The organism is Planosporangium thailandense, assembly GCF_011947195.1.
Classification (GTDB): Bacteria; Actinomycetota; Actinomycetes; order Mycobacteriales; family Micromonosporaceae; genus Planosporangium; species Planosporangium thailandense.
The window spans coordinates 1-22,598 of sequence record NZ_JAATVY010000017.1 but is presented as its reverse complement, the minus strand read 5'-3'; the positions used below and the strand labels follow the sequence as shown (position 1 = coordinate 22,598).

The following is a 22,598-nucleotide window of genomic DNA, read 5'->3' as shown; positions in this document are numbered from 1 at the left end:
GGCGGCAGCCAGTCGAGATCAGCAGCGCGGCCTATTCGGCCCCGACACCCACCGGTTCCTCGATCGCCACGCGATCGACAGGGGCGGGCGTGTGGGTGAGCGGAGGCAGCGGTCCGCCCGAAGCGGGCGTGGCGTTGTGCATGAGCGCCAGGTAGAAGCAGAACACCGACGGGACCGCCAGCAGCAGCACCGGCAACACGCTGTCGGTGAGCGCCAGCGCGGTCGCGGCGAGACCGACCCCGAACACCATCTCGCCCCGGTTGATCCGCAGGGCCTCGCGGAGGCTGGTGCGGTGGTCCTCCTTGGGCGTGACGATGAAGGTCGACTTGCCGAACGCCGACGATATCGACGAGCGCAGGCTGATGAAGTACATGGATCCGTAGAGCAGGATCGTGTGCGCGAGGTACGACAGCAGGGCGGTCTTGCGCATCCGCCGGAAATGGAAGATCGCATCGTTGAGCATGGGTGCGAGCAGGAACGCGACGGTCGGCGCGAGCATCCAGAGCGGATAGATCACCGAGTAGTGCAGCGCCGGCAGGATGACCACGTGGATCGCCACGTACAGCGAGAAGAGCGCGGTCAGCGGAAGGCTGTAGGTGAACAGGTAGATGTCGAGCTTTTCGAACCAGGTCATGGCCGAGCGCTGAATGGTCCAGGTGTATTTCTTGATGAACTCCATGTTGCCCTGGGTCCATTTCGAGTGGCGCTTCTTGAAGGCGAGGTAGTTGACCGGGTACTCCTCCTCGCATTCGATGTCCGGTGCGAAGACGGTGTAATATCCGGCATTGCGCGCCGCGATGGAGAAGCAAAGGTCCTCCGCGACCACGTGCGGGAATCCGCCGGCCGCCCGGTAGCATTCACGACTGACCATTGCGCCGTGCCCGAGTAGGGAGAGGAACCCGTGCTGGTTCTTGACGCTCTGGTAGGCGATCCAATGAGAGTCTACCCCGATGGAGAACACGCGCATGAACCGGTTGCGGTTGCGGGTGGCGACATGATTTGCCTGTACGATGCCGGCGTTGCCGTAATGCGCGAAGTAGTCCAGGCTGCGGTCGATGTAGTCGGGGGGAATTATCTCGTCGCTGTCCAGGATCACGAAGTAGTCGAAATCGGCGGTGCGCAGGAAGTTGTTGAGGTTGCCGGCCTTGAAGCCGGACCGGTCCGCGCGACGGACCACCCGGATCCCGTGCTCGGCGGCGAACCGGTCGATCTCGGCCAGGTACCGCGGGTCCCGCGAGTCGTCCAGGATCACGGTCTCGTAGTTCGGATACCGCTGGCGCATGCTGACCCGCAGGCTCTCGGCGGAGAAGTCGTTGCAGGTGCAGTAGACCAGCACGACGCGCGGCGGGTCGGCCGCTGCGCCCCGCCGTGGGACGTCAGCGGTCCGGCGCCGATAGATCAGGTGGTAGTACAGGGTGTACACGATGTCCTTGACGCCGTTGAGCCAGAAGTAGGCGATGAAGAGCCCGCTGGCGGCGGTCAGCGCGCCGAGGTACCAGTGGCGGTGCATGGCCAGCTCCACCTGCTCGACGACGGCCGGCACGGCGAGCGAAATGGTCACCGCCCACAATCCCAGGATGAGCACGTAGACGCGGGATGACTTCTTCACGCCAATCCTTTCGGAGCTGGTGCGGGTATCGGTCTTCCACGGTTTCTGTTGGCCGGTGAGGGCATTGGTACGCGTTTCTTCGCATGCGGATACCTGCTTTCTGGTCGTTGGCTGAGGACGTGCTTGCTCGGCACCCGACTCTTTTGATCGGAGTTGGTGGGCGAATAGCGGTGCGCTACGGGCGGACGGTCACTATGGCCGCCCCACGGATTTGCTCCACGACGTGGTCGCGACGCCGAGACTATCGGGCCGGCTGCTCCGGATAAACCGGTGTGGCATAGCTCACCACCAATGCCGAAGCGTTTGGTGTGCAGTCGGAAAACAAAAGGCAACAGACGTATTCCGCGCGTTCGGCATTACGACAGGTCGACCCGCCGTGACAGGCCTTGCGTGCCGGATGATTGAACGGCCGGTTGCCCGCCCGTAAAGCGTTCAGGGGGGTATCGAATATGCTCGAATGTGCAAGCGACCGGGCCGCCGGGGAGGCTGGCCGCCACGATTTCGGCATTCGTTTCGCCGGCCGTCACCGCCGTGCCGGCGCCGGCGGTCGGCGGCTAGGGTGGAACCGGCCGTCGGCGGCATGGATGCCGGGCGGGGGGAGGGGCGAGGTGGGTCGTGGCCCGGTCGCACCGCTGCGCGCCTCGGCGCTCCTGCTCGCCGTGGTGCTGGAGGCGATCGCGGTCGTGACGCTTCCGGGTGGCGACGCGCGGCCGGTGCCCGGTCCGGCCTGCCGCACCGACGGGTGCGCGGGTGGCGTCCTGACGCCGTACCCGGACCCGCGCCCGGCGAGCCGGTTCATCCAGGGCGCGGCGCTCGACCTGCGGCTGGTGCCGGACGCGGGCGTCGGGCTCGGCCGCGACCTGCAAACCATGCGGGACCGGTACCACGTCAACACCGTCAGCCTGTACGGGTTGGAGGACTTCGACCCCGACGGCGGACAGGCGCGCAAGGATCTGCTCTTCGCGCACCTGCGGCGGCTCGGCATGTCGGCCGTCGTGCGCGTCGAGGGTTACGACACAGCCACCTTCGCGTTCCGGCCCGGCGATGCCGAGGCCGTCGTGGGCGCCTACCGCCGGCTCCTGGCGTACGTGTCGGCGCCGGGCCGGCGCGAGAGTATCGCGTACGTCATGCTCAACATGCCCGTGGACGACCCCGTGGTGCAGGGTCGCGTCGACGGCGTCAACTCCACGGTGTCGAAGCGGCGGCAGTCCGAGTACGCGCGGACGCTCGTCGCGGGGGTCCGGGCGGTGCTCGCCGGTAACGGCTTTCCGGCCGCCCGGGTGTTTCTGGGCGTCTTCTACGGCTGGGATGCCAGCTACGACCTGCCGTCGTACGCGCCCGCCCACCCCGACGGCTACGTCCTGACCAACTACAGCTACCCCGCCGGGCCGGTGCCCGACGCGCGCTCGCCCGACGCGGTCCTCATCAACCGTGCGGGGTTGCGGCGGATCGTCGACCGGTTCCGTGGCCAGTACGGTGCCGCGCCGGTCGTGGTCGAGTACGGATTCCACACGGCGGTGTCGGGTCAGGCGGCCGGGCTGGTGCGCGACCGCGCGGCGAAGCTCCGGGCGCTCCTGGCGACGACCCGGTTCTACCGGTCCTGCCGCCCGCGCCCGCGCGGAACCGTCTACTTCGGATACAACATCGTGAAGGTGGAGGGTTCCCCCGCCGGCGAGGTCGATTTCGCGCTGGACCCGGAGGCGGGACTCAAAACCGGACGGTAATTGTTCGGTGACGCTCTGGCAACGCTGAACCGGTCAGATTCGGTCCTTTTTAGCAACCATTAATGTAAATCAATCAGTGTGTTGTCCGGCCACGCGGACCTGCCTAACGTCGTGCTCTCATTGGTGAGCCCGAGGGGATCCTGGCATGGCTGACCTCACGCGGCGAAGTGTTCTCAAGACTCTGGGCGCGACGGTGGTCGCCGGCGCAACGGCCGGCGCGGTCGTGGATCCGGCCGGCGCAGCGGCCGGCGCGGTCGCGGATCCCGCCGTGGCCGGCGCCGCACCCCGGCCCGACCTCACGCGCCCGACCTCCGACCCGGCGCTCGACGCGCGCCTCGCCCGGCTGCTGCGGCGGATGACCGTGGACGAGAAGCTGGGCCAACTGCAACAGTCGCTCGGAAACTCCGCCGACGCGGCGGCCGCGGCGCGCGCCGGGCTGCTGGGTGGGGTGCTCGGCCTGGACGCCGCCGCCGCCATCAACGCGTTGCAGCGGGTCGCGGTGGAGGAGTCCCGGCTGGGCATCCCCCTGCTGTTCGGGTTCGACGTGATCCACGGCTTCCTGACGACGTTCCCGATCCCGCTGGCCCAGGCCGCGAGCTTCGACCCGGAGGTCGCCGCGACCGACGCCGCGGTGGCGGCGCGGGAGGCGGGCTCGGCCGGGCTGCGGTGGACCTTCGCCCCGATGATCGACGTCAGTCACGAGCCGCGGTGGGGACGGGTCGCCGAGGGGTACGGCGAGGATCCGTACCTCGCCTCGGCGTTCGCGGTCGCCAAGACCCGCGGGTACCAGGGCGGCGACTACTCGGCCCCGGACCGACTGGCCGCCTGCGCCAAGCACTACGTCGCGTACGGCGGCGTCGAGGGCGGCCGCGACTACAACACCGTGGACGTCTCCGAGCAGCGCCTGCGCAACCTGTACCTGCCACCGTTCCGGGCCGCCGTGCGGGCCGGCGCCGCCACCCTGATGGCCGCCTTCAACACGATCAACGGAGTGCCGGCCCACGGCAACCGGCACACGCTCACCGACGTGCTGCGGGGGGAGTGGGGCTTCGACGGCTTCGTGGTCAGCGACTACACCGGCGTGGCGGAGCTGATCACTCACGGGGCGGCGGCCGACGGCGCCGACGCCGCCCGGCTGGCGCTCACCGCCGGGGTGGACATGGAGATGGTCAGCACCGAGTTCGTCACCCATGGCAAGCGGCTGCTGGCCGAAGGGAGGCTGTCGATGCGCCGGCTCGACGACGCGGTGCTGCGCATCCTGCGGGTGAAGGCGCGCGCCGGGCTGTTCGACCGGCCGTACGTCGACGAGTCGCGGGAGATCACGGCGCCGGCACCCGCCGACCGGGCCGCGGCCCGCCGCATCGCCGCCCGCTGCATGGTGCTGCTGAAGAACACCGGCGCGCTGCTGCCGCTGTCGACCGGAGTCGGTTCGATCGCCGTGGTCGGCCCGCTCGGCGACAACGCTCCCGACCTCGCCGGCACCTGGGCGGCCAAGGGCGCACGGCTGTTTCCGCCGGTCACCATCCTCGAAGGGATCCGGGCCACGGCGCCCGCCGCCCGCGTCACCTACGCCGCCGGCTGTGCGGTCACCGGTACCGACGAAAGCGGCATCCCGGCGGCGGTGGCGGCGGCCAGGGCCGCCGACGTGACCGTCGTCGCGGTCGGCGAATCCGCCGACCTCACCGGCGAGGGCGGCTCCCGCAGCGACATCGGGCTGCCCGGCGTGCAGGCGACGCTGGTGTCGGCGATCGCGGCCACCGGCCGACCGTTCGTCGTCGTGCTCGTCAACGGCCGGCCACTGACCCTCGCCGGGGTCGACGCCGCCGCGCCCGCGATCCTCGAGGCGTGGCACCCGGGCGTCGAGGGCGGCAACGCCGTGGCTGACGTACTGTTCGGTGCCGTGAACCCGGGCGGCAGGCTCCCCGCCTCCTTCCCGCGCGACGTTGGCCAGGTTCCGATCTACTACAACCACGAGAACACCGGTAGGCCAGCCGACCCGAACAACCGCGACACCTCGAAGTACCTCGACCTGCCCGACGGGCCGCTCTACCCGTTCGGGTACGGCCTCAGTTACACCACCTTCGCCATCTCGGACCTGGCGGTACGCCCGGCCCGGATCGCGGTGGCCCGGCTGCGCGCCGGCGCCCAGGTCGAGGTCGGGGTGCGGGTCCGCAACACCGGCCCGCGCGCCGGCGACGAGGTGGTACAGCTGTACCTGCGCCACCGGGCGGCGAGCGTCGTCCAGCCGGTGCGCCGGCTGCGTGGCTTCCGGCGGGTGACGCTCGACCCGGGGCAGCAGATCGCCATCACGTTCCGTCTCGCCGCGGACGACGTCGGCTTCTACGGCAACTCGGGCACCGGGGAGCTGCTCGTCGAGCCCGGCGTCATCGACATCTTCGTCGGCGGCAGCTCGACCGCCGACCTCACCCAGTCGCTCGTGCTGACCTGAGGATCCGGTGGTACCGATGTCGGTTTTCAATCACCGAGCCGTGGCCGCTGCCGCGACCGCCGTGCTGTTGCTCGCACCGGGCGGCGGCGCCGCGGTCGCCGCCGCCCGGCCCCGTTACCTGGACCCGACCGCCGCGCCGCAGGCGCGCGCCGCCGATCTGGTCCGGCGGATGACCCTGGACGAGAAGGTCGGCCAGCTGGTGCAGATCGAGGTCGGCCACGTGCTGCGGGAGTGTCCGAACGGGATAGACGACGGGTGCGCCCGCCCCATCGTCGGCACCTACGGTGTCGGCTCGATCCTGTCGGGTGCCGGTAGCGCCCCGTTCGGCAGCGGGCAGGCGAACACGCCGCGCCACTGGGCCGAGCAGATCAACGCGCTGGTGCACGCGTCGATCAACGACACCCGCCTGCACATTCCGATCATGTACGGCGCGGACGTGGTGCACGGCCACGGCAACGTGCTCGGCGACACCCTGTTCCCGCACAACCTCGGCCTGGGCGCGAGCTACGACCCGGCCCTCGTCCGCGACCTCCAGCGGGCGGCCGCCGCCGACGCCGTAGCGACCAATGTGCGGTGGGCGTTCGCCCCCGACGTCGACCTCGCGGTGGACACGATCTGGGGCCGCTACTACGAGTCCTTCGGCGAGGACCCCACCCTGGTCGCGACCCTCGGCGCCGCCTCGGTGCGGGGGTTGGAAAGCAACCCGCTGCTCGCCTCGTCGGTCAAGCACTTCATCGGCTCCGGCCGCTCCGGCCCGGGCCTGGACCGCGCCGACGCGGACGTGTCCTGGCGGGCACTCGCCGACCGGCTGATCCCCGCGTACCGGGCCGCGATCGCCGCGGGCGCGGACACCGTGATGGCCTACGACGGCACCGTCGACTCGGTACCGGTCACCGGCTCCAGGTACCTCCTCACCGACGTCCTGCGCGGGCAGTTGCGGTTCTCCGGCGTGGTTATCAGCGATTACGGCGCCGTACGCGGCCTGCTGAACAACTTCCACATGGCCGCCGACTACGAGCACGCCGCGGCGATCGCGATCAACGCGGGGATCGACATGACCATGGAACCCGACGACGCCGCCGCGTTCACCGGCGCGGTCAAGGCGGCCGTCGCGCACCGGCTCATCCCGATGACCCGCATCGACCAGGCGGTCGCGCGCATTCTCACGCTGAAGTTCGCCAATGGCATTTTCGATCGGCCGTACGTCGACGCGGCGCAGGCCGACCGTACCCTCGGCGCGCACGCCGAACTGGCGCGCCGCGCGGCCGCCGAGTCCACGGTGGTCCTGCGCAACGCCGGTTCGCTGTTGCCGCTCGCGGGCGACGCCCGGCTGACGGTGACCGGGCCGGGTGCGGACAGCGTGCGCGACACCCTCGGCGGCTGGAGCATCGGCTGGCAGGGCGTACCGGCGGACAGCGCGGTACGGGCGGTCACGGTGCGCGCGGGTCTCGCGAACGCCGACCCCCACGTGCGGTACGCGCCCGGCCAGGACGAAGCGGTGGCCGCCGCCGGGGACACCGACGCGTACGTCGCTGTCGTCGGCGACCCGCCGGGCGCGGAAGGCCCCAACGACTCGCGCGATCCGACCCTGCCCGCTGACCAGCAGGCCCTCGTCCGGGCGCTGCTGGCGACCGGGAAGCCGGTGGTGCTCGTCGTCCTCGACGACCGCCCCCTCGCGCTCGGGTCCCTGGTCGACCCGACGACCGGGGCCGTCGGGCCGCAGGCGGTGGTGATGGCGTGGCGGCCGGGCACCGAAGGCGGCAACGGGGTCGCCGACGTCCTGTTCGGCGCGGTGAACCCGAGCGCGCGCCTACCGGTCTCCTGGCCGTTGCGCGGCGCCGACCACCGCAGCGGCTACCTCGACCTCACCCTGCCGACCACGAGCGGCACCCCCGGCGGTACCTACCAGCCGCTGTTCCCGTTCGGCGCCGGGCTGTCCTACACCGACTACACCATCGGCCCGGTGGCGGCCGCCGCGACACCGGGCGGGGTCACGGTGACCGTGCCGGTCGCCAATACCGGCACCCGCGCCGGGGACCTGGTCGTACCGGTCTACGTCTCGCAACCGGTCAGCGCGGTCGCCGTGCCACGAAAGCGCCTCGTCGGCTTCACCCGTACGACGTTGGCCGCCGGGGAGTCGCGCCGCGTCTCCATCGCCGTGCCGTGGTCCCGGCTCGCCGTCGTCACCGGTGACGTCGACGGCGACCGGCACGCCGGCGTCGAGCCCGGGGCGTACGTCTTCGCCAGCGGGCCCCTGACCGCCGAGCCGCCCCCGGTCGGCGGCCCCGGGACCGTTCGCCGGTAGCGACGAGTAGTCCAGCGTCCAGTCCAGCAGGGCCGGCGGGTTGCCCTCCTCAGTGAGCAGGTTGTAGGCGAAGTACGAGGTGCCCCGCAGGCCGGCCATGGTGTCCCGGTAGAACCGGGTGGTGGCCGGCAGCGCCCGCTGCTTGGCCCGGATCGTCGCCACCAGGCCGGCGGTCTGGTCGGGCGGCGTGCCGCCGTTGAACTCGACCGTGTGGAACCCGTACTCGACGACGACCGGCGCCGCCCCGTACTGGTCGGTGAAGCGCCGCACCGCGATCCGCAGCCGGTCCACATTGATCAGTTGGGCGTCCGGCGCGTTCTCGTCCGGGATGGTGGCGCCGGGGTAGCTGTAGTTGGTCAGGAAGTACCCGTCCGACCCGGCGGGTGCGTACGAGGGCAGGTCGTAGGAGCTGTCCCAGCCGTAGAAGACGCTCAGGTACACCCGCGGTGTGCCCGCGGAGCCGTCGCGGTACAGCGTGGTGCGCAGCCGTTCCACGAACGCCTGGGCGTACTGCTGCTGGCGCTGGCGCGACAGCGCCGAGTTGATGCCGCCCAGCCGCTGCTGCACGGCCGGGTCGTCGACCGGCATGTTGAGCGCGAAGTACGCCACCCGGTCGCCGCGCCCGGCGGTGGAAAGGTACCGCAGCAGCGGGTCGTAGCAGGCGAAGACGTAGTCGAGATCGGTGACGGCGAAGGCGAACCGGGTGGTGTCGTACCGCTCGAGCCTGACGATCATTTTCAGGCGCAGGTTGGTGAGCGCGGCGAGGAGCGCGTCCTTGCGGGCGTCGTCCCAGCCATCCAGGGCGTACACGTTGATCGTGTTGACGTGGTCGCTGTCGCGCATGGTCCGCAGGCGCGCGGCGAGCTCCGCGGCGGTGCCGGATGCCCGATCGAGGTCGAACACGGCCGCCTGGATGACGTCGCTCGCCGCCGGCGTGTCGTAGGGCGTCATGTTTCCTCGGTACCGCATCGGGGCCACGGCCATCCGCTCCGCGCGTGCCGGGGCGCCGGCGGCCGGCGCCCCGATCGACGTGCCGACGAGCGTGAGGAGTGCTGTCACGGCGACCAGAAATGCCGTACGCTCGAACTTCATGGCGGCGCCCCTTTCGCCGCGGGAGAATCCCGGCGTAGGGCGAGCGAAGTCCGCCGCCCGGCAGGCAGGACCTCGCCATGGCCGGACGACGCGCCAAGAGTCGATCCACCGGACGTGTGGACTGGCGGTTCGCGCGAAGGGGACACTGATCGCTGGTGTGGGTGCCGGGATTCGCCTCGCTTCCGCGTGGTGGATGGTGCGGAGTGCGAACGGGATCCCGCGCTTGTCGCCGCACCGTGGCTTGGTGAAGGCCACACCCGCCGGGCGCGGCGAGGACCCGAGGTGGAGACGCCGAGGTCGCCGGTCGACTCGCGATTTCCCGCAGTTTAAATAGCCAAGACCCTTGCGTAAACATATTGGTCGTCGTATGTGCGCGGGGCGGCTACTGGAGTGGGGTGGCGTCGAGCCCGCAGTGGAACCTGCGGCGCCCGGGCTCCGCTTCCCGGACAGCCGGGGACGGCGGTGCGGGCACCGCCGGTCGTTCGGCGCGGCCGATCGTCACCGCCGCGAGCAGGCCACCGAGCACGCAGACGGCGGCCGCGAGGTAACAGGCCGTGCGGAACCCGGTGGCGAACGCCGCCGGGTGGAGGTACGTCAGCTCGCCGATACCCGCGGCAGCCGGCAGAATCGCGACCGCGACGAGCCCGGCCGCGCGGGCGATGGCGTTGTTGACCGCCGACGCCACACCGGACCGCTCCGGCGGCGCCGACCTGAGCGCCGTCGCGGTCAGCGGCGCGACCGTGGTCGCCAGCCCGAGACCGAACACGCCGACGGCCGGCAGCACCTCGGTCACGTAGCTCCCACCCGGCCCGATACGGCCCAGCAGCACGATGCCGGCGCCGACCACGACCGGGCCGACAGCCAGCTGCGGCCGTGGCCCGATCCGGCCGGCAAGTGCCCCGGACCGCGCCGACAGCAGCAGCATGATGAGCGTGACCGGCAGCAGCGCGGTACCGGCGGCGAGCGGGCTGTACCCGCTGACCTGCTGCAGCTGGATCGGAAGCAGGAACAGCACGGCGCCGAGCGCCCCGTACACGACGAAGGTGACCGCGTTGGTGGCGCTGAACCGTCGGCTGGCGAACAGTGCGAGCGGCAGCAGCGGGTGCGCGGCGCGGCGCTGCCGCGCGACGAACCCGACGAACAGCACCGCCCCGACGACCAGCGCCCCCACGACCGCCGGTGAGGTCCAGCCCAGGTGGGCCCCCTCGGTCAGGCCGAAGCACAGGCCGACGAGCGAGACCGTGACGAGCAGTCCGCCGGCCACGTCGATGCGGCCGGTCGCCGTCGCGTCCCGCGTCTCGGGCACGTGCCGCAGGCAGATCCAGGTGACCGCGACGGCGAGCGGCATGTTGATCAGGAAGATGTACCGCCAGGAGACGCTGCTGACCAGCCAGCCGCCGAGGAGCGGTCCGGTCGCGACCGCCAGACCTCCCAGCCCGGACCAGGCGCCGATGGCCCGGTCCCGGTCCGCCGGTACGTACGTCGCCTCGATGATGGCCAGGCTGCTCGGCGTGAGCAGCGCCGCGCCGCACCCCTGCAGCGCCCGGGCGGCGATGAGGATCTCCGCGTCGGGCGCCAGGCCGCACAGCAGGGAGGCGAGGGCGAACCAGAGCACACCGGTCACGAAGACCCGGCGCCGCCCGTACCGGTCGCCCAACGCGCCGCCCACCAGCAGCAGACCGGCGAGGGTGAGGGTGTATCCCGTGACGATCCACTGCAGGCTGGTCAGGCCGACACGGAAATCGCGCCCGATGGCCGGCAGCGCGATGCCCACCACGGTCGCGTCGATGGCGGCGAGCCCCGAGCCCAGCACGGTCGCCAGGAGCACCCACCTGCCGCGTGGGCTGGCGTAGGCCACGCCGCCGGCCATCAGCGCGAGCGGGCCGCTGGTGCGGTCGGTGGCGGCGTGACCGTCACAGACCGTACGCCTCCAGGAGTCGCAGCCAGACCTCGCTCACGGTCGGGAACGGTGCGACGGCGTGCCAGAGCTGGTCGAGGGCGACCTCCGCGTTGACCGCGACGGTGGCCGAGTGCAACAGGTTGTCGATGTCAGGCGCGACGAAGGTGGCGCCGAGGAGGACACGGCGGTCCTCGTCGACGATGATCTTCGCCCGGCCGGTGTACCCGACACCGCGCACTTCGGCGCCGGAGACCGCGCCGATGTCGTACTCCACGGTCCGCACGGTGAAGCCGTCGGCGCGGGCCCGGGCCTCGGTGCGCCCGACCATGCAGACCTGCGGTTCGGTGAAGACGACCTGCGGAGCGCCCCGCTCGTCGGCGGTGTCGCGCATGCCCGGCCGGTCGTCCGGTTCGCCCTTGGCGCGGGCGGCGATCACGTCGCCGCAGACGCGGGCCTGGTATTTGCCCATGTGGGTGAGCAGGTTGCGGCCGTTGACGTCGCCCACCGCGTACAGCCAGCCGTCGGGTACGTCCACGGCCCGCATGCTGTCGTCGACCTCGATCGGCCCCTTTGCCTGCAGGCCGACGGTGTCCAGGCCGAGGTCGTCGACCGCCGGCCGGCGGCCGGTGCCGAGGAGGATCTCGTCGGCGTCGACCCGGGCGCCGTCGTCGGTGTGTACGGTCACCGGGCCGCCCGGTGCCGGCCGCTCCACCCTGGTGGCGGAGCGGCCGAACCGTACGTCGATGCCGGACCGCTGGAACGACTGCGCGACCATCTCCCCGGCGAACGGCTCCGCCCGCTCGAGCAGATGGTCGCGACGCACGAGCATGGTCGTCGCCGCCGACCCGAGGGAGTGCAGCGCCTGGGCCATCTCGCAGGCCACCGGCCCGCCGCCGATCGTCACCAGCCGCTCGGGCACCTGATGAGTGCTGGTCGCTTCCCGGTTGGTCCACGGGCGGGCGTCCCGCAGCCCGGGTATGTCCGGGATCGCGGGGTCGCTGCCGGTGGCGACGACGACGGCGTGCCGGGCCCGCAGTGCCCGGGCGCCGTCCGGGGTGGTCACCTCGGCCCGCAGGGGCCCGGCGAGGCGTCCGTGACCCCGCACGAACGTGGCGGGGAGGTTGTCGACCCAGGTCACGTTGTGGCGGTCGTCGAGGTGGGAGACGGTCTCGTCGCGGTGGGCCAGCACGGCGGGGGCGTCGATGGGGCCGCGTAACGCCAGCCCCGGCATCCGGTCCACCTCGGCCGCCAGCTCCATCGGCCAGAGCAGCGCCTTGCTCGGTATGCAGGCGTAGAACTCGCACTCGCCGCCGGCCAGGCGTTCCTCGACGACGACGGCGGTGAGGCCGCCCCGTACGGCGCGTGCGGCGGCGTTCAACCCGACGGGTCCGGCACCGATCACGATCACGTCGAAGATCTCGTCCTGGTCCGGCATGACATCCCTCCGGCGCTGACGGTCAGGTCACCGGGTGACCTCCCCAACGAGGCGGCGATTGAACCGGTGATTTCGGCCGGGCGGCCGCACCTAGGGCGACCAGGGCCGATCCCCGAACAGCATCGAGAATGACCTCTACACTGTGCACAAGCAGATCGGCGAGGCCCCGAGCCTCATTGAGCAGGAACGCAGGAGACGCCTCGCATGGATCGCTCAGCGCCGCGAACCGTGCCAAATGGCGGAATTTCGCCCACGGCCGGCAGGGCCGACGCTGCCGCGATGCCGGACGCGCCGGCCCGGATGGGCGGCTCCGACCGGCCGGGTACGCCCGAACAGCGGTCGGACGCCGGCCCGCGGTGCGCACCGGTGAACCTGGTGCGGCCGAGGCTTCTCCGGCGGCTGGACCTGCTCACCCGTCGGGGACTGACGAGCGTCGTCGCGGGGCCCGGCGCCGGGAAGACCGTGCTGCTGCGCGAGTGGGCCGCGCGACGGTTGACCGCCTGGCACACCGCGGGCCCGCAGGACCGCGACCCGACCGTACTGTTCGACGCGTTCGCGGGCGCGCTGCGCACGCTCGGCGTCGACGTACCCGAGCCGGCCGGCGTCGCGGCGCCGGCCGTACTGGGCGCCGCGCTGGCCGACGCGCTTCGGGCCGCCGCTGTCGGGCCGGTCACGTTCGTCGTCGACGACGCGCACCTGCTCGGCTCCGACGGCAGCAGCACGTTGCTGGACGCGCTCGTTCGGGCGCTGCCCGAGGCAGCCGCACTGGTCACCGCCGGGCGAGTGCCGCTTCCGTCCCCACCCGACCAGCCCCAGGCCGCCGGCCGGCCCGCCGACCTCGGGCCGGCCGAGCTGGCCTTCACACCGGCCGAGGCGCAGCGGGTGCTGCGTTCCGCCGGCGTCGCCGCCGATCAGTCCACGGTCCACGGCATCGTCGCGCACTGCGGGGGGTGGCCCAGCGTCGTCACGGCCGCGACGTTCCTCGCGGTTGCGTCGGCCGGGGGCCGATCCGATCCGGTCGGGCCGGCGGACCGGCCCCACGACATCGAGCCGCTGTGCGGCGACCACCGGCAGGCCGAGCTCGCGTCGACCCTGGACGACGGCGATCTGGCGGCGATGCGGGCGCTGTCGGCGGTACGGCACGTCGATCCGGCACTGCGTACGGAGCTCGAACCGGTGCGGGACTGGGCGTTGCGGCGACTGACCGGTGCGCGGCGGCCGGCCGGCGACGAACGCGGGCCGCTGCGGGTGGCCAGGATGGTGCTGGGTGGACCGGTCGGGGTACCCGATGCCGATCTGGCGCTGGCGGAGTCGGCCCTGCGCGACGGGCAGCACGACGAAGCGCTGCGCTACGTCGCGGCGATCCCGCCGGCGGCGCCGCTGCCCGCGGCGCTGGCTTGGCAGCTCGGCGTGCTGCTGCATCAACGCGGCGAGTTCGACGCGGCGGAGTCGCTCTACGAACGGTCGGCTCCCGATGTCGGCGGTGGTGCCGCCGACGGCCCGGCGGACCGGCTGCAATCGCCGTCCGCGCTGCGCGACCGGGCCCGGGTGTTGGCCGGATGGGCCGCCGTGCGATGGGCACGGGGCGACCAGGCCCGCGCCCGCCAGCTCGCCGACGAGGCGGTGCGCGCCGCGGAGGACAGCCGGGACGACGCGGCGATCGCGGCCGCCTATCTCGCGCAGGCGCTGGCAGCGTTCAGCGAGGGCGACCGGGCCGCCAACGAGTACGCCTACACCCGGGCGCTCGCGGCGGCGCAACGGGCCGGTGACGTCGACCAGCAGCTGCGTATCCGCGCCAACGTCGGCTCTCGCCTGGTCGAGGAGGGGCGCTACCGGGCGGCGGTGGACGAGCTCACCGAGGCGATCCGGCTCGGCGCGCTGACCGAGCAGCCGACGCTGCTGGCGTTGGCGCTGCACAACCGCGCCGAGGCGTGGTTGGGGCTGGGCGAGCTGGCGGGGGCGCGGGCCGACGCCGACGAGGCGGTCACCCTCTGGCAGCGGCACGGCTCTCCGCTGGCCGCCTTCGGGCTGCTGATGACCGCCCGGGTGCACCAGGCCGTCGGTTCCGCCCGGCAGGCGACCGCCGCCTACCGGCAGGCGCTGGTGATGGCCGAGCCGGACGGCAACACCCAGGTTCTGGTACCGGCCTGGGCCGGGCTGGCGCGGACCAGCTTCGCCGATGACCCGGCCGAGGCACGAGCGTACGCGCGCCGGGCCCTGACGCTGCCCAGCGCCGCCGGCCCCGTCGCCGCGGAGCTTGCGGCCGGCTGGGTCGCGCTCTGTTCCGGCGACGCCGCAGCGGCCGGTCGGCACGCGGTGGAAGCCCGGTCGGAGGCCGGTCGCCGGCGCGATCCGGTAGGCCTGGCCGAGGCGATCGAGCTGGCGGCGCTGGCCGCCTACGGAGCGGAACCCGGGGGCGGTCCCGGTCGGGACGCCAACCGTCGTGCGGTCGGCCTGGCCGAGGCGGCGGCGATCTGGGCTGACGCCGGCAACGAGGTGGCGCTCGCCGTCAACGCGCTCCTACGGGCGCGCTGCGGAGGCGATCCGGTGGCGGAGGACATGGCGCGCGAGCGGCTGCACCGGCTCGGGGTACGCGACGACGCCTGGCACATCGCCGGCCCGCTGGCAGCGATCGGTCCGCGCCCGGTCCCCGAGGTGGCGGTCCAGACCCTGGGACACTTCGTCGTCCGGCTGGCCGGTACGCCGGTATCCCCGGCGAGCTGGCAGTCCCGTAAGGCGCGTGAACTGGTCAAGGTGCTGGCCGGCCAGCTCGGCAGGCCGATCGGCCGGGAGGCGCTCGCCGCTCTGCTGTGGCCGGAGGCGCGCGCGGAGGTCGCCAACCGCCGCCTGTCGGTCCTGATCTCGACCGTACGGGCGGTGCTGGACCCGGACCGGCGTCAACCCGCCGACCACTACCTGGCTTCCGACCCCGCCACCGTACGTCTCAATACGGAGCATGTCGTCCTCGATACGCTCCGGTTCCACGACGCGGCGCGCGCGGCCGTCGCCGCGGACGCCGCGGCCGGCACGGACGGTCGCGATCCGGTGGCCGGCGCCGAGATCGCCGGGCTGTATACCGGGGACTTCTGCGCCGATGACGAGGGCACGGGGGAGTGGAGCGACCGGCCCCGCGCCACCTTGGCCGAGCTGCACCGGGACGTGATCCGCCGGCTCGCGCGACGGTTCCTGCGGCTGGGCCGCCCCGAGGACGCCGCGGGGTGGTACCTCCGACTGACGATCGAGGACGGCTACGACGAGCCGGCCCACCTCGGGCTGATCAGCGCGCTGTCGGCGGCCGGGCGGCATGGCGAGGCCGGCCGGCGTTACCGCGAGTACGTCGAGCGGATGCGCGAGATCGATGTCGAGCCCGCCGGGTTCCCCGCGGCCGGTACGGAGCCGACGGCGGCCTGGTCGGCCACCTGAACAATTCCTGAACAGCCCCCGAACAGCGCCGCCGATGATGTGTCGCGGGCGGCACCGGGCCGCTGCCTGGCGTCGGGGGAACGGATCGGTACATGAGGATGAGGCGACCATGCGCGCTGGTCGTGGCTGTTCTCCTCGTCATCAGTACGGTGGGGTGCGGTGACGGGCGCGGGGGGACCACAGCTGTCCCGGCGACGAAGGCAGCGCTGACGTACGGGAACGGACCCGCGCGCGACCGGTCGATCACCTATCAGCCGGACGTCGTCTTCGTCGAGGGTGGGCCGGACGTGATCCGGTCGGCGACCGGCAACGGCCTGACCTGGACGATCGCGGGCAACGCGCGGGGCGCCGACGGCGTCAGGGTCGGCAAGGTGGTGTACGTCACCAGCCGCGCCGTGGGACGGGCGGTCGAGGTGCGGCGCGTCGGCGCGGACCTGGCCGTCACGCTCGCGCCGGTGACCCTCACCGAGGTCTTCCGCGACGCGCACTTCACCGTCGACCGGGACATCGACCAGGGCGCGCTGGTCTACCAGGAGATCCCCGATTTCCCCGGCGCGGTGACCGTCCCGACGGAGCCGCCGGCGAGCGCGGCGCCGACGGTGACGACGACGACCGCGCTGCGCAGCGGTGCCGTGACGAGTAACGCGGTGCTGCACCCGATGGGGCCCGCCCGGACGGACGGTGGTGTCCTGCCGCCGGCCCGGGAGGGCAACGTCACCGTGTCGATCGCCGGCTGGGACGCCCAGCCGTACCGCAATCCCGGTGTGCTCGGCCTGAAGTTCGGCCGCAAGGCCGACGACGCGCTCAAGGTCTTCGTCGACTTCTCGGCGAAGGTCAGCAACCTGCGCCTACGGCTGGACGTGCGGATCACGAACGGCGTCCTGGACCCCCTCTCGACCGTCGCCCTCGAGGGCCTCAAGAGCGTCGGCATCAGCATCGCCGCCGGCGCCGCGAACGGCGCGGACGACAACCGGAAGATCCGGTTCGAGGTACCGGTCGAAGCGTCCATCCCGGTGGCCGGCACGCCGTTCGTCTTCAGCACCAGCTGGAAGATCATCGTGGCCACCGCGTTGAGCGGCCGAAACACCACGGTCAAGGCCGACGGCGAATGGCGCGTCGACGGTACGGTCGGCGTCGTCGAGGGCCGGATCGTGACGCCGAGCTTCGCCGTGAGCAGGAGCCTCCTGGACTCGATCACGGGGCTCTCCGTCGGGGTCAGCGGGGTGGCCGTCGCGATCGAGTTCAAGGTCCAGCTCGGCATCGGCGTGCCGGTCGCCAGCGCCGGCCCGTACATCAAGCTCGTCGTCGATGTCGGCGTGACCAACGGCTCGGCGCTCGGTGCCCCGCTGGCCCGGTGCACCGGCGCGACCCTCGACGGCAAGGTTGGCGGCGGGTTCGGCCTGTCGTTGTCGTCGGCCGTCACCGATGCGCTGGAAAAGCTGCTGCGCAAGGCGAAGTTCGAGCTTGAGAAGGAGATCCTGACCCCGTTCGTCCACAAGCAACAGACGCAACCGGACGTGCCGCTGTGCCGAGGCTGACAGAGGAGACTGCCCCGATGACCCCCACCCGTACCGCGCTTGTCTGCATGGCGGTATTGACGACCGGCGTGCTCGCCGGGTGCGGCAAGGACGCCGGGGGGAGTCCGCCCGCACGGTCGGACGCCCGGCCTGCCGCCACCGCCACCGCCGCCGCCGACTCGGCGGCGGCGACGGCACCGGCGACCGCGGCCGCGGTCGACCCGTGCGCCCTCGTGTCACAGCAGGACGCGCAGCAGCTGGCCGGCACGCCGCTCGACCCCGCGAAGCGGGTCCGGGAGACCTGCACGTACAGCGGTCCGGTGTCCGGGCCGACCGCGCAGGTGGAGGTGTACGTCGGCGACGGGGCGAAGAAGCAACTCGACATCGACCGAACCCTCGGCCACGAGATCCGCCAGCTGTCCGGCGTCGGCGACGAGGCGTACGCCGAGGACGGCGCGGCTTTCGTCCGCAAGGCCGGCACCTGGGTCTCGATCCGGCTGGTACGCCTCAACGACCCGGCGGAGAACCGCCAGCCGCTCGAGAACCTGGCGCGCACGGTGGCTGGCCGGCTCTGAGGGGGGAACGTGATGCTCGACAACGTCGCGGCAGCACGGCGTCCCCGATGGGCTTCGCTCGTGTCGTTCCTGCTCGTCGTCACCGTCGGACTGGCCGGTTGCACCGGTGGCGGCGCGCCGGCCGGCAAGCCGGGACCCACCCGCGCGGCGTCCATCGGCGTCAACGGCGCGATCGACGCGCTGGCCGCCGCCGGCGTCGGCGTCTACGACGGACCCACCGCGACGGCGCCCATCCGTACGCCCAAGGCCGCCAGCCCGCTGCGGCTGCTGCGTTCCCAGGTGGAGAACCTCGCCAAGGACGCGGACGGCGGTGGCGGCATCGGCGCGGACGCGATCGACGACATGCTGCCGATGCCGCCGGAGTCCGTACCGTTCTCGTTCGTGCTCGCCGGCTATGTCGCCGCGGCGAAGACACCGGGCGCCGAACGGTCCCGGACGTTGATGGCGGGCCAGGATCTCGAGCAGCCCCGCTCCCTGCTGTTCCCGACGATCGTGCTCACGCTGTTCGTCGCAGAGGCGACGGCGACGGCGCCGGCGGCGACCGGGCAACCGACCGCGGTGGCGACGGCCGCCCTCGACCGGCCCGCGGGTGCCCCTGCCCGGCCCGCCGCGCTGCCCATCCCACGTCTGGCCGCCGGTCCGTGCGGCGACTTCAGCGCGTTCTTCACCACCACCCTGCAGAAGATCGCGGCGGCGATCGTCGGGGTCCTGCCGGACATCCCGTTCCTGAAGGCGGCGATCTCCTGGGCCCTGACCAAGGGGTTGGCGCTCGGCCTCGGCGCGGCGAAGGACCTCATCGAGCGGATCCCGTTCATCCAGGCCCTGCGCTCGGCGATCGGCACCCTCGCCCTGGCCGTCACGGTCGTCGCGGCGCTGCGCCAGTGGACCGTTTCGGTGGCCACGCAGCCGGCGACCGCCCATTACCGGGTGGGCGCCGAGATCAGCGGCGTGAAGGCGATCGGGACCGTCGACGACCGCGGCGGGGACGTCTTCTCACCCGAGGTCCGCGAGTGCGCCACGCTGCTGGGCATCGACCTGCCGCGGGGCGGCGCGGCCGGTTCGGCGGCGGCGTGGCAGGTGGTGGCCGGAGGCAGGCACGCCAGTCCGGCCTACAACCAGGACACGAAGGTGGACGCGGGCAAGCGCACGACATTCAGCCTGGTCATGGCGAGCGAGTCGGAGGACGTCCACCGCGGCAGGCGCATCGCGAACGATCAGGTCGTGCTGCGGGTGACCGTCAAGCGGCAGGACGTCGACAAGGTTCGCGCGTTCATCGAGGGTGCGATCACGAAGCAGCTGCCCTCGGGGGTCTACGCAGCCCTGACCGGCGTGTTCGGCGATCCGCTCGCGAAGATCGCGGCGATGACCGACTTCACCGGCCAGGGCCGCCTGGTCGCCGAGTACCACCTCGCGGACGAGCCGCCGGCGTCGGCCACACCGGGGCCGTCGCCCTCCGGCGGTCGGGCGGTACGGGTCTCCTTCGACCGGCCGGAGACCAGGACAGAGTCGGGAGAGACGGTGGCCCTGGCCGGCCGGATCGTCGACCTGGTCGCGTGCGACGGGCCGTACGGGACCTGGAAGGGCACGTTCCGGGTCGGGGGGATCCAGTCGGCCTTCCCGGTGCCGTGGAAGGAGGTCCCGGTCAGCTTCTCGATGGGTGGCGGGAGCGGCACCAGGACCGTGCACATCAAGCCCGACGAGGTGGTGGTCCTTCCGCCGAACATCACCAGCGACACCGAGGCGGACGTCAGCGTCGACGGCAAGACCATGACCCTGACGGGACGCGTGGACGGCGACATCGGCTCGGTCTCGATGCCCATCCGCCCGGCGCCGGACGCCAGCTGTCCCTGACGACGACCGCTCAGCCCGGCGGCTGCTGGAGCGTGATTGACGATGTGTGCCTACCGCGACGACCGCGCCGGTAGGTGTGGAAGGAAAGGTGACTGCGGTGGGATCCGGAATAGTGGTCATGGCGGCGCTGGTGCTGCTCGTTGTGGTGGTGCTCGGCTGGGCGGTCGCCGCCTACAACCGGCTGGTTCGACTGCGTACCCAGGTGCAGGCGTCCTGGGCCCAGGTCGACGTACAGCTCAAGCGGCGGCACTCGCTGATCCCCAACCTGGTGGAGACGGTCAAGGGGTATGCGGCGCACGAGCGCGGCACGTTGGAGGCGGTCACCGCGGCCCGGACCGCGGCGGCGGCCGCTGCCGGCCAGGGCGCGCAGGAGCAGGCCGGCGCGGAGAGCGTGCTGACCCAGGCGCTGGGGCGGCTGTTCGCCCTCGCCGAGGCGTATCCGCAGCTGAAGGCGAACGAGAACTTCCTGGCTCTGCAGGCCGAGCTGTCCGGCACCGAGGACAAGATCGCCTACGCCCGGCAGTTCTACAACAGCGCCGTTCAGTCGCTCAATACCGCCATCCAGACGGTGCCGACCACCATCATCGCGGGTATCTGCGGCTTCCACCCCGAGCCGTACTTCGAGGCCGCGGGCGACGAGCGCGCGGACGTGTCGGTCCGGTTCTGACGCCGACCACGGGGATCGGGTGACGCCATGATCAATTTGCTGATCGAGCTCGGACTGCCGGCGGTGAGCCTCGCGGTGTGGCTGGCCGCGTACGCCGGAGCGCGGGTGCTGACCCGTCCCGCCGGAGTGGCCGCCGGTCCCGCCACGATGGACCTGCCCGGCACGGAGCCGCCAGCGGTGGTGAGCCTGCTCGCCAACCGGTGGCAGGTGACCGTCGACGCGGCGGAGTCCACGCTGTTGGATCTGGTCGCGCGTGGCTGCCTCGAGCTACGCCAGGCCGGTCCGGATCCCCGGCACACCACCGTGCACGTCACCGGGGAACCCCCGGTGCAGCTGACCGCGTACGAGCGGCAGGTCTACGACCGCGTCGTCGAGCGCGCGGTCGGCGGCGTCGTCCCGCTGACCGCGCTCGGGTTCGACGACGCCAAACGCGCCGCCGCCTGGGCCCGCCGGTTCCGGGTCGCCGTCATCGCCGACGCGCGCCGGCTGAAGCTTTCCCAGCGGCGACTGTCCCCGACCGTGGTGACCGCGCTGTCGGTACTCGCCGCTTTCACCGCGGCCGGCGTCACCGCCGGGGCGGCGCACTACATGCGTCGTGACGACGGTGACTACAGCGCCGTACCCGGGTTGTTCCTGGTCGTCACCGCGGCCCTGTGCGGCGTCGCCGCAAAGGTGGGTGGCGAGCGCGACACCGCGGCCGGGCGGGCGGTCGCGGCCCGCTGGCTGGGCGTCCGCGACTGGCTGGCCGGGCACGAGTCGTTCGCCGACCTACCGCCCGCGGCGGTGACGGTCTGGGACCGGTACCTGCCGTACGGCGCCGCGCTCGGCGTCACCCGGGTCGCCAGCAAGGTCATCGACCTCGGGTTGGCCGACCGCAAGCGGATCTGGTCGTCCTACACCGGCGGGTGGCGGCGGGTCACCGTGACCTACCCACGCCTGTTGCCCCGTTACGGGCAGCGGCCGGGCTGGATCCTGTTCCGGGCGGCCATCGCCGCCGTCATCGGCTGGAACTTCGCCCCGCCCAGGGATCTGTGGCACGGGCTGTTCGAGTCCGACCCGGTCGGTGTCGTGTTCACCCTGGTCGGGTCCGCGCTGCTCGGATACGCGGGCTACACCGCGGTGCGGGTCCTGCTCGACGCCGTCGCGCCGGTCACGGTTACCGGCGAGGTGCTGTGGCATCAGGTCTGGCGGACCCGCCAGGTCGGTAGCGACAACCGCCGCCGGAGTATCCCGAGCCTGTACTACCTGGTCGTCGACGACGGACGTGCCGACCGCACCCGGGCGTGGATCCTGCCGGCGGAGATAGCCGACCGCTGCCGGACCGGCGACGTGGTCACCGCCCGGATCCGGCCCTGGACGCGGCGGGTCGTCGACGTCGCCCTGCAGCGGCTCGGGCCGGGCTGGTCGCAACCGGCGGAGGTGACCAGCGCCGGCGAGGAGGAGCTGATCGCCGCGGCGTCGAGCCCCGCGGGTGGCGCTCCCGGTGTGACGCCGGACTCCGCCGGAGGCACCCCGGTCGCGCCGGCGTCACACCGGGCCACCGGACAATCGCTGCGTACCGCCGATCTGCTCACCGCCGAGGAGGTGGCCGGTGTCCTCGGCCGGGCGGTCACGCCCGATCGGGTACCGATGTCCGACGCCGATCTGGTGCAGGCGGCGTGCTTCAACGACAGCGACGGCCGTACCGCCCTCACCATCGAAGTCAGTCGGGGGGAGCGCGGTGCCGGCGTCCTGGCCGCTCGGCGGACCGCCGGTGGTCCGTTGCCACGGGTGGCCGACGAGGCGTATATCGGGAAGGACCGGGTTACGGCCCGACTCGGCGACCTGGTTGTCGAGCTCGCGGTAGGTACCGGTGCGGGCGGTGCGGGCCTGTTCCGCGTGCTGCCGCTGCTCGGCATCGCGCTCAAGCGGCTGGCGTCCGACGGCTGACGAGCCGTCCGCCGGCCGCCGCCTGAGCGCGATGCCGGCCGTCACCAGTCGTGGACGGTTCCGTCCTTGAGGCGGTTGAACGGCAGGTAGGCGGCCACGTAGGGGAACCGGGCGGCGGCCTC

12 protein-coding genes are annotated in these 22,598 nt (G+C 72.4%); 9 read left to right on the top strand and 3 right to left on the bottom strand.

What is annotated here, in order from left to right:
- Positions 1-31 precede the first annotated feature (31 nt).
- Positions 32-1,609 (bottom strand): glycosyltransferase family 2 protein, encoded by a 1,578-nt coding sequence (locus HC031_RS21295; RefSeq protein ID WP_167927150.1) that lies wholly within the window; start codon positions 1,607-1,609, stop codon positions 32-34.
- Positions 1,610-2,217: 608 nt separating this feature from the next.
- Here HC031_RS21295 and HC031_RS21290 point away from each other — a divergent pair.
- From HC031_RS21290 to HC031_RS21280, 3 genes are all read left to right on the top strand, one after another.
- A complete protein-coding gene (locus HC031_RS21290; RefSeq protein WP_167927149.1) occupies positions 2,218-3,333 on the top strand; it encodes a hypothetical protein in 1,116 nt (371 codons plus the stop codon).
- A gap of 145 nt (positions 3,334-3,478) precedes the next feature.
- Positions 3,479-5,782, top strand: a complete 2,304-nt coding sequence (gene bglX, locus HC031_RS21285; RefSeq protein ID WP_167927148.1) for a beta-glucosidase BglX — start codon at positions 3,479-3,481, stop codon at positions 5,780-5,782.
- A gap of 16 nt (positions 5,783-5,798) precedes the next feature.
- Positions 5,799-8,087 carry a glycoside hydrolase family 3 N-terminal domain-containing protein gene (locus HC031_RS21280; RefSeq protein ID WP_167927147.1) on the top strand — a complete coding sequence of 763 codons (2,289 nt, stop codon included), beginning with the start codon at positions 5,799-5,801 and terminating at the stop codon, positions 8,085-8,087.
- Positions 8,088-9,561: 1,474 nt separating this feature from the next.
- Here the strand turns inward: HC031_RS21280 and HC031_RS21275 are convergent.
- Together HC031_RS21275 and HC031_RS21270 are read right to left on the bottom strand one after the other, a co-directional pair.
- Positions 9,562-11,049 carry a DHA2 family efflux MFS transporter permease subunit gene (locus tag HC031_RS21275; RefSeq protein ID WP_167927146.1) on the bottom strand — a complete coding sequence of 496 codons (1,488 nt, stop codon included), beginning with the start codon at positions 11,047-11,049 and terminating at the stop codon, positions 9,562-9,564.
- A 43-nt stretch (positions 11,050-11,092) separates the two neighbouring features.
- A complete protein-coding gene (locus HC031_RS21270; protein ID WP_167927145.1) occupies positions 11,093-12,514 on the bottom strand; it encodes a dihydrolipoyl dehydrogenase family protein in 1,422 nt (473 codons plus the stop codon).
- Positions 12,515-12,793: 279 nt separating this feature from the next.
- On the opposite strand from HC031_RS21270, the gene HC031_RS21265 reads away from it, so the two are divergent.
- The 6 genes from HC031_RS21265 (at position 12,794) to HC031_RS21240 (ending at position 22,476) form a co-directional block, all read left to right on the top strand.
- Positions 12,794-15,937, top strand: a complete 3,144-nt coding sequence (locus tag HC031_RS21265) for an AfsR/SARP family transcriptional regulator (RefSeq protein WP_167927144.1) — start codon at positions 12,794-12,796, stop codon at positions 15,935-15,937.
- A gap of 122 nt (positions 15,938-16,059) precedes the next feature.
- A complete protein-coding gene (locus HC031_RS21260) occupies positions 16,060-17,475 on the top strand; it encodes a hypothetical protein (RefSeq protein WP_167927143.1) in 1,416 nt (471 codons plus the stop codon).
- 17 nt (positions 17,476-17,492) lie between these two features.
- A complete protein-coding gene (locus tag HC031_RS21255; RefSeq protein WP_167927142.1) occupies positions 17,493-18,029 on the top strand; it encodes a DUF3558 family protein in 537 nt (178 codons plus the stop codon).
- 9 nt (positions 18,030-18,038) lie between these two features.
- Complete coding sequence (locus tag HC031_RS21250) at positions 18,039-19,880, top strand: hypothetical protein (RefSeq protein ID WP_167927141.1); 1,842 nt, start codon at positions 18,039-18,041, stop codon at positions 19,878-19,880.
- Positions 19,881-19,977: 97 nt separating this feature from the next.
- The gene (locus HC031_RS21245; RefSeq protein ID WP_338090766.1) at positions 19,978-20,547 is read left to right on the top strand and encodes a LemA family protein; all 570 of its coding nucleotides are present in this window, start codon (positions 19,978-19,980) and stop codon (positions 20,545-20,547) included.
- A 27-nt stretch (positions 20,548-20,574) separates the two neighbouring features.
- The gene (locus HC031_RS21240; protein WP_167927140.1) at positions 20,575-22,476 is read left to right on the top strand and encodes a DUF2207 family protein; all 1,902 of its coding nucleotides are present in this window, start codon (positions 20,575-20,577) and stop codon (positions 22,474-22,476) included.
- The last annotated feature ends 122 nt before the right edge of the window (positions 22,477-22,598 follow it).

Excerpts from the sequence above, each read along its gene's own strand:
- bglX (WP_167927148.1), top strand. The coding sequence starts at position 3,479 with ATGGCTGACCTCACGCGGCGAAGTGTTCTCAAGACTCTGGGCGCGACG.
- HC031_RS21255 (WP_167927142.1), top strand. The coding sequence starts at position 17,493 with ATGACCCCCACCCGTACCGCGCTTGTCTGCATGGCGGTATTGACGACC.
- HC031_RS21270 (WP_167927145.1), bottom strand. The coding sequence starts at position 12,514 with ATGCCGGACCAGGACGAGATCTTCGACGTGATCGTGATCGGTGCCGGA.
- HC031_RS21275 (WP_167927146.1), bottom strand. The coding sequence starts at position 11,049 with ATGGCCGGCGGCGTGGCCTACGCCAGCCCACGCGGCAGGTGGGTGCTC.
- HC031_RS21280 (WP_167927147.1), top strand. The coding sequence starts at position 5,799 with ATGTCGGTTTTCAATCACCGAGCCGTGGCCGCTGCCGCGACCGCCGTG.
- HC031_RS21265 (WP_167927144.1), top strand. The coding sequence starts at position 12,794 with ATGCCGGACGCGCCGGCCCGGATGGGCGGCTCCGACCGGCCGGGTACG.
- HC031_RS21240 (WP_167927140.1), top strand. The coding sequence starts at position 20,575 with ATGATCAATTTGCTGATCGAGCTCGGACTGCCGGCGGTGAGCCTCGCG.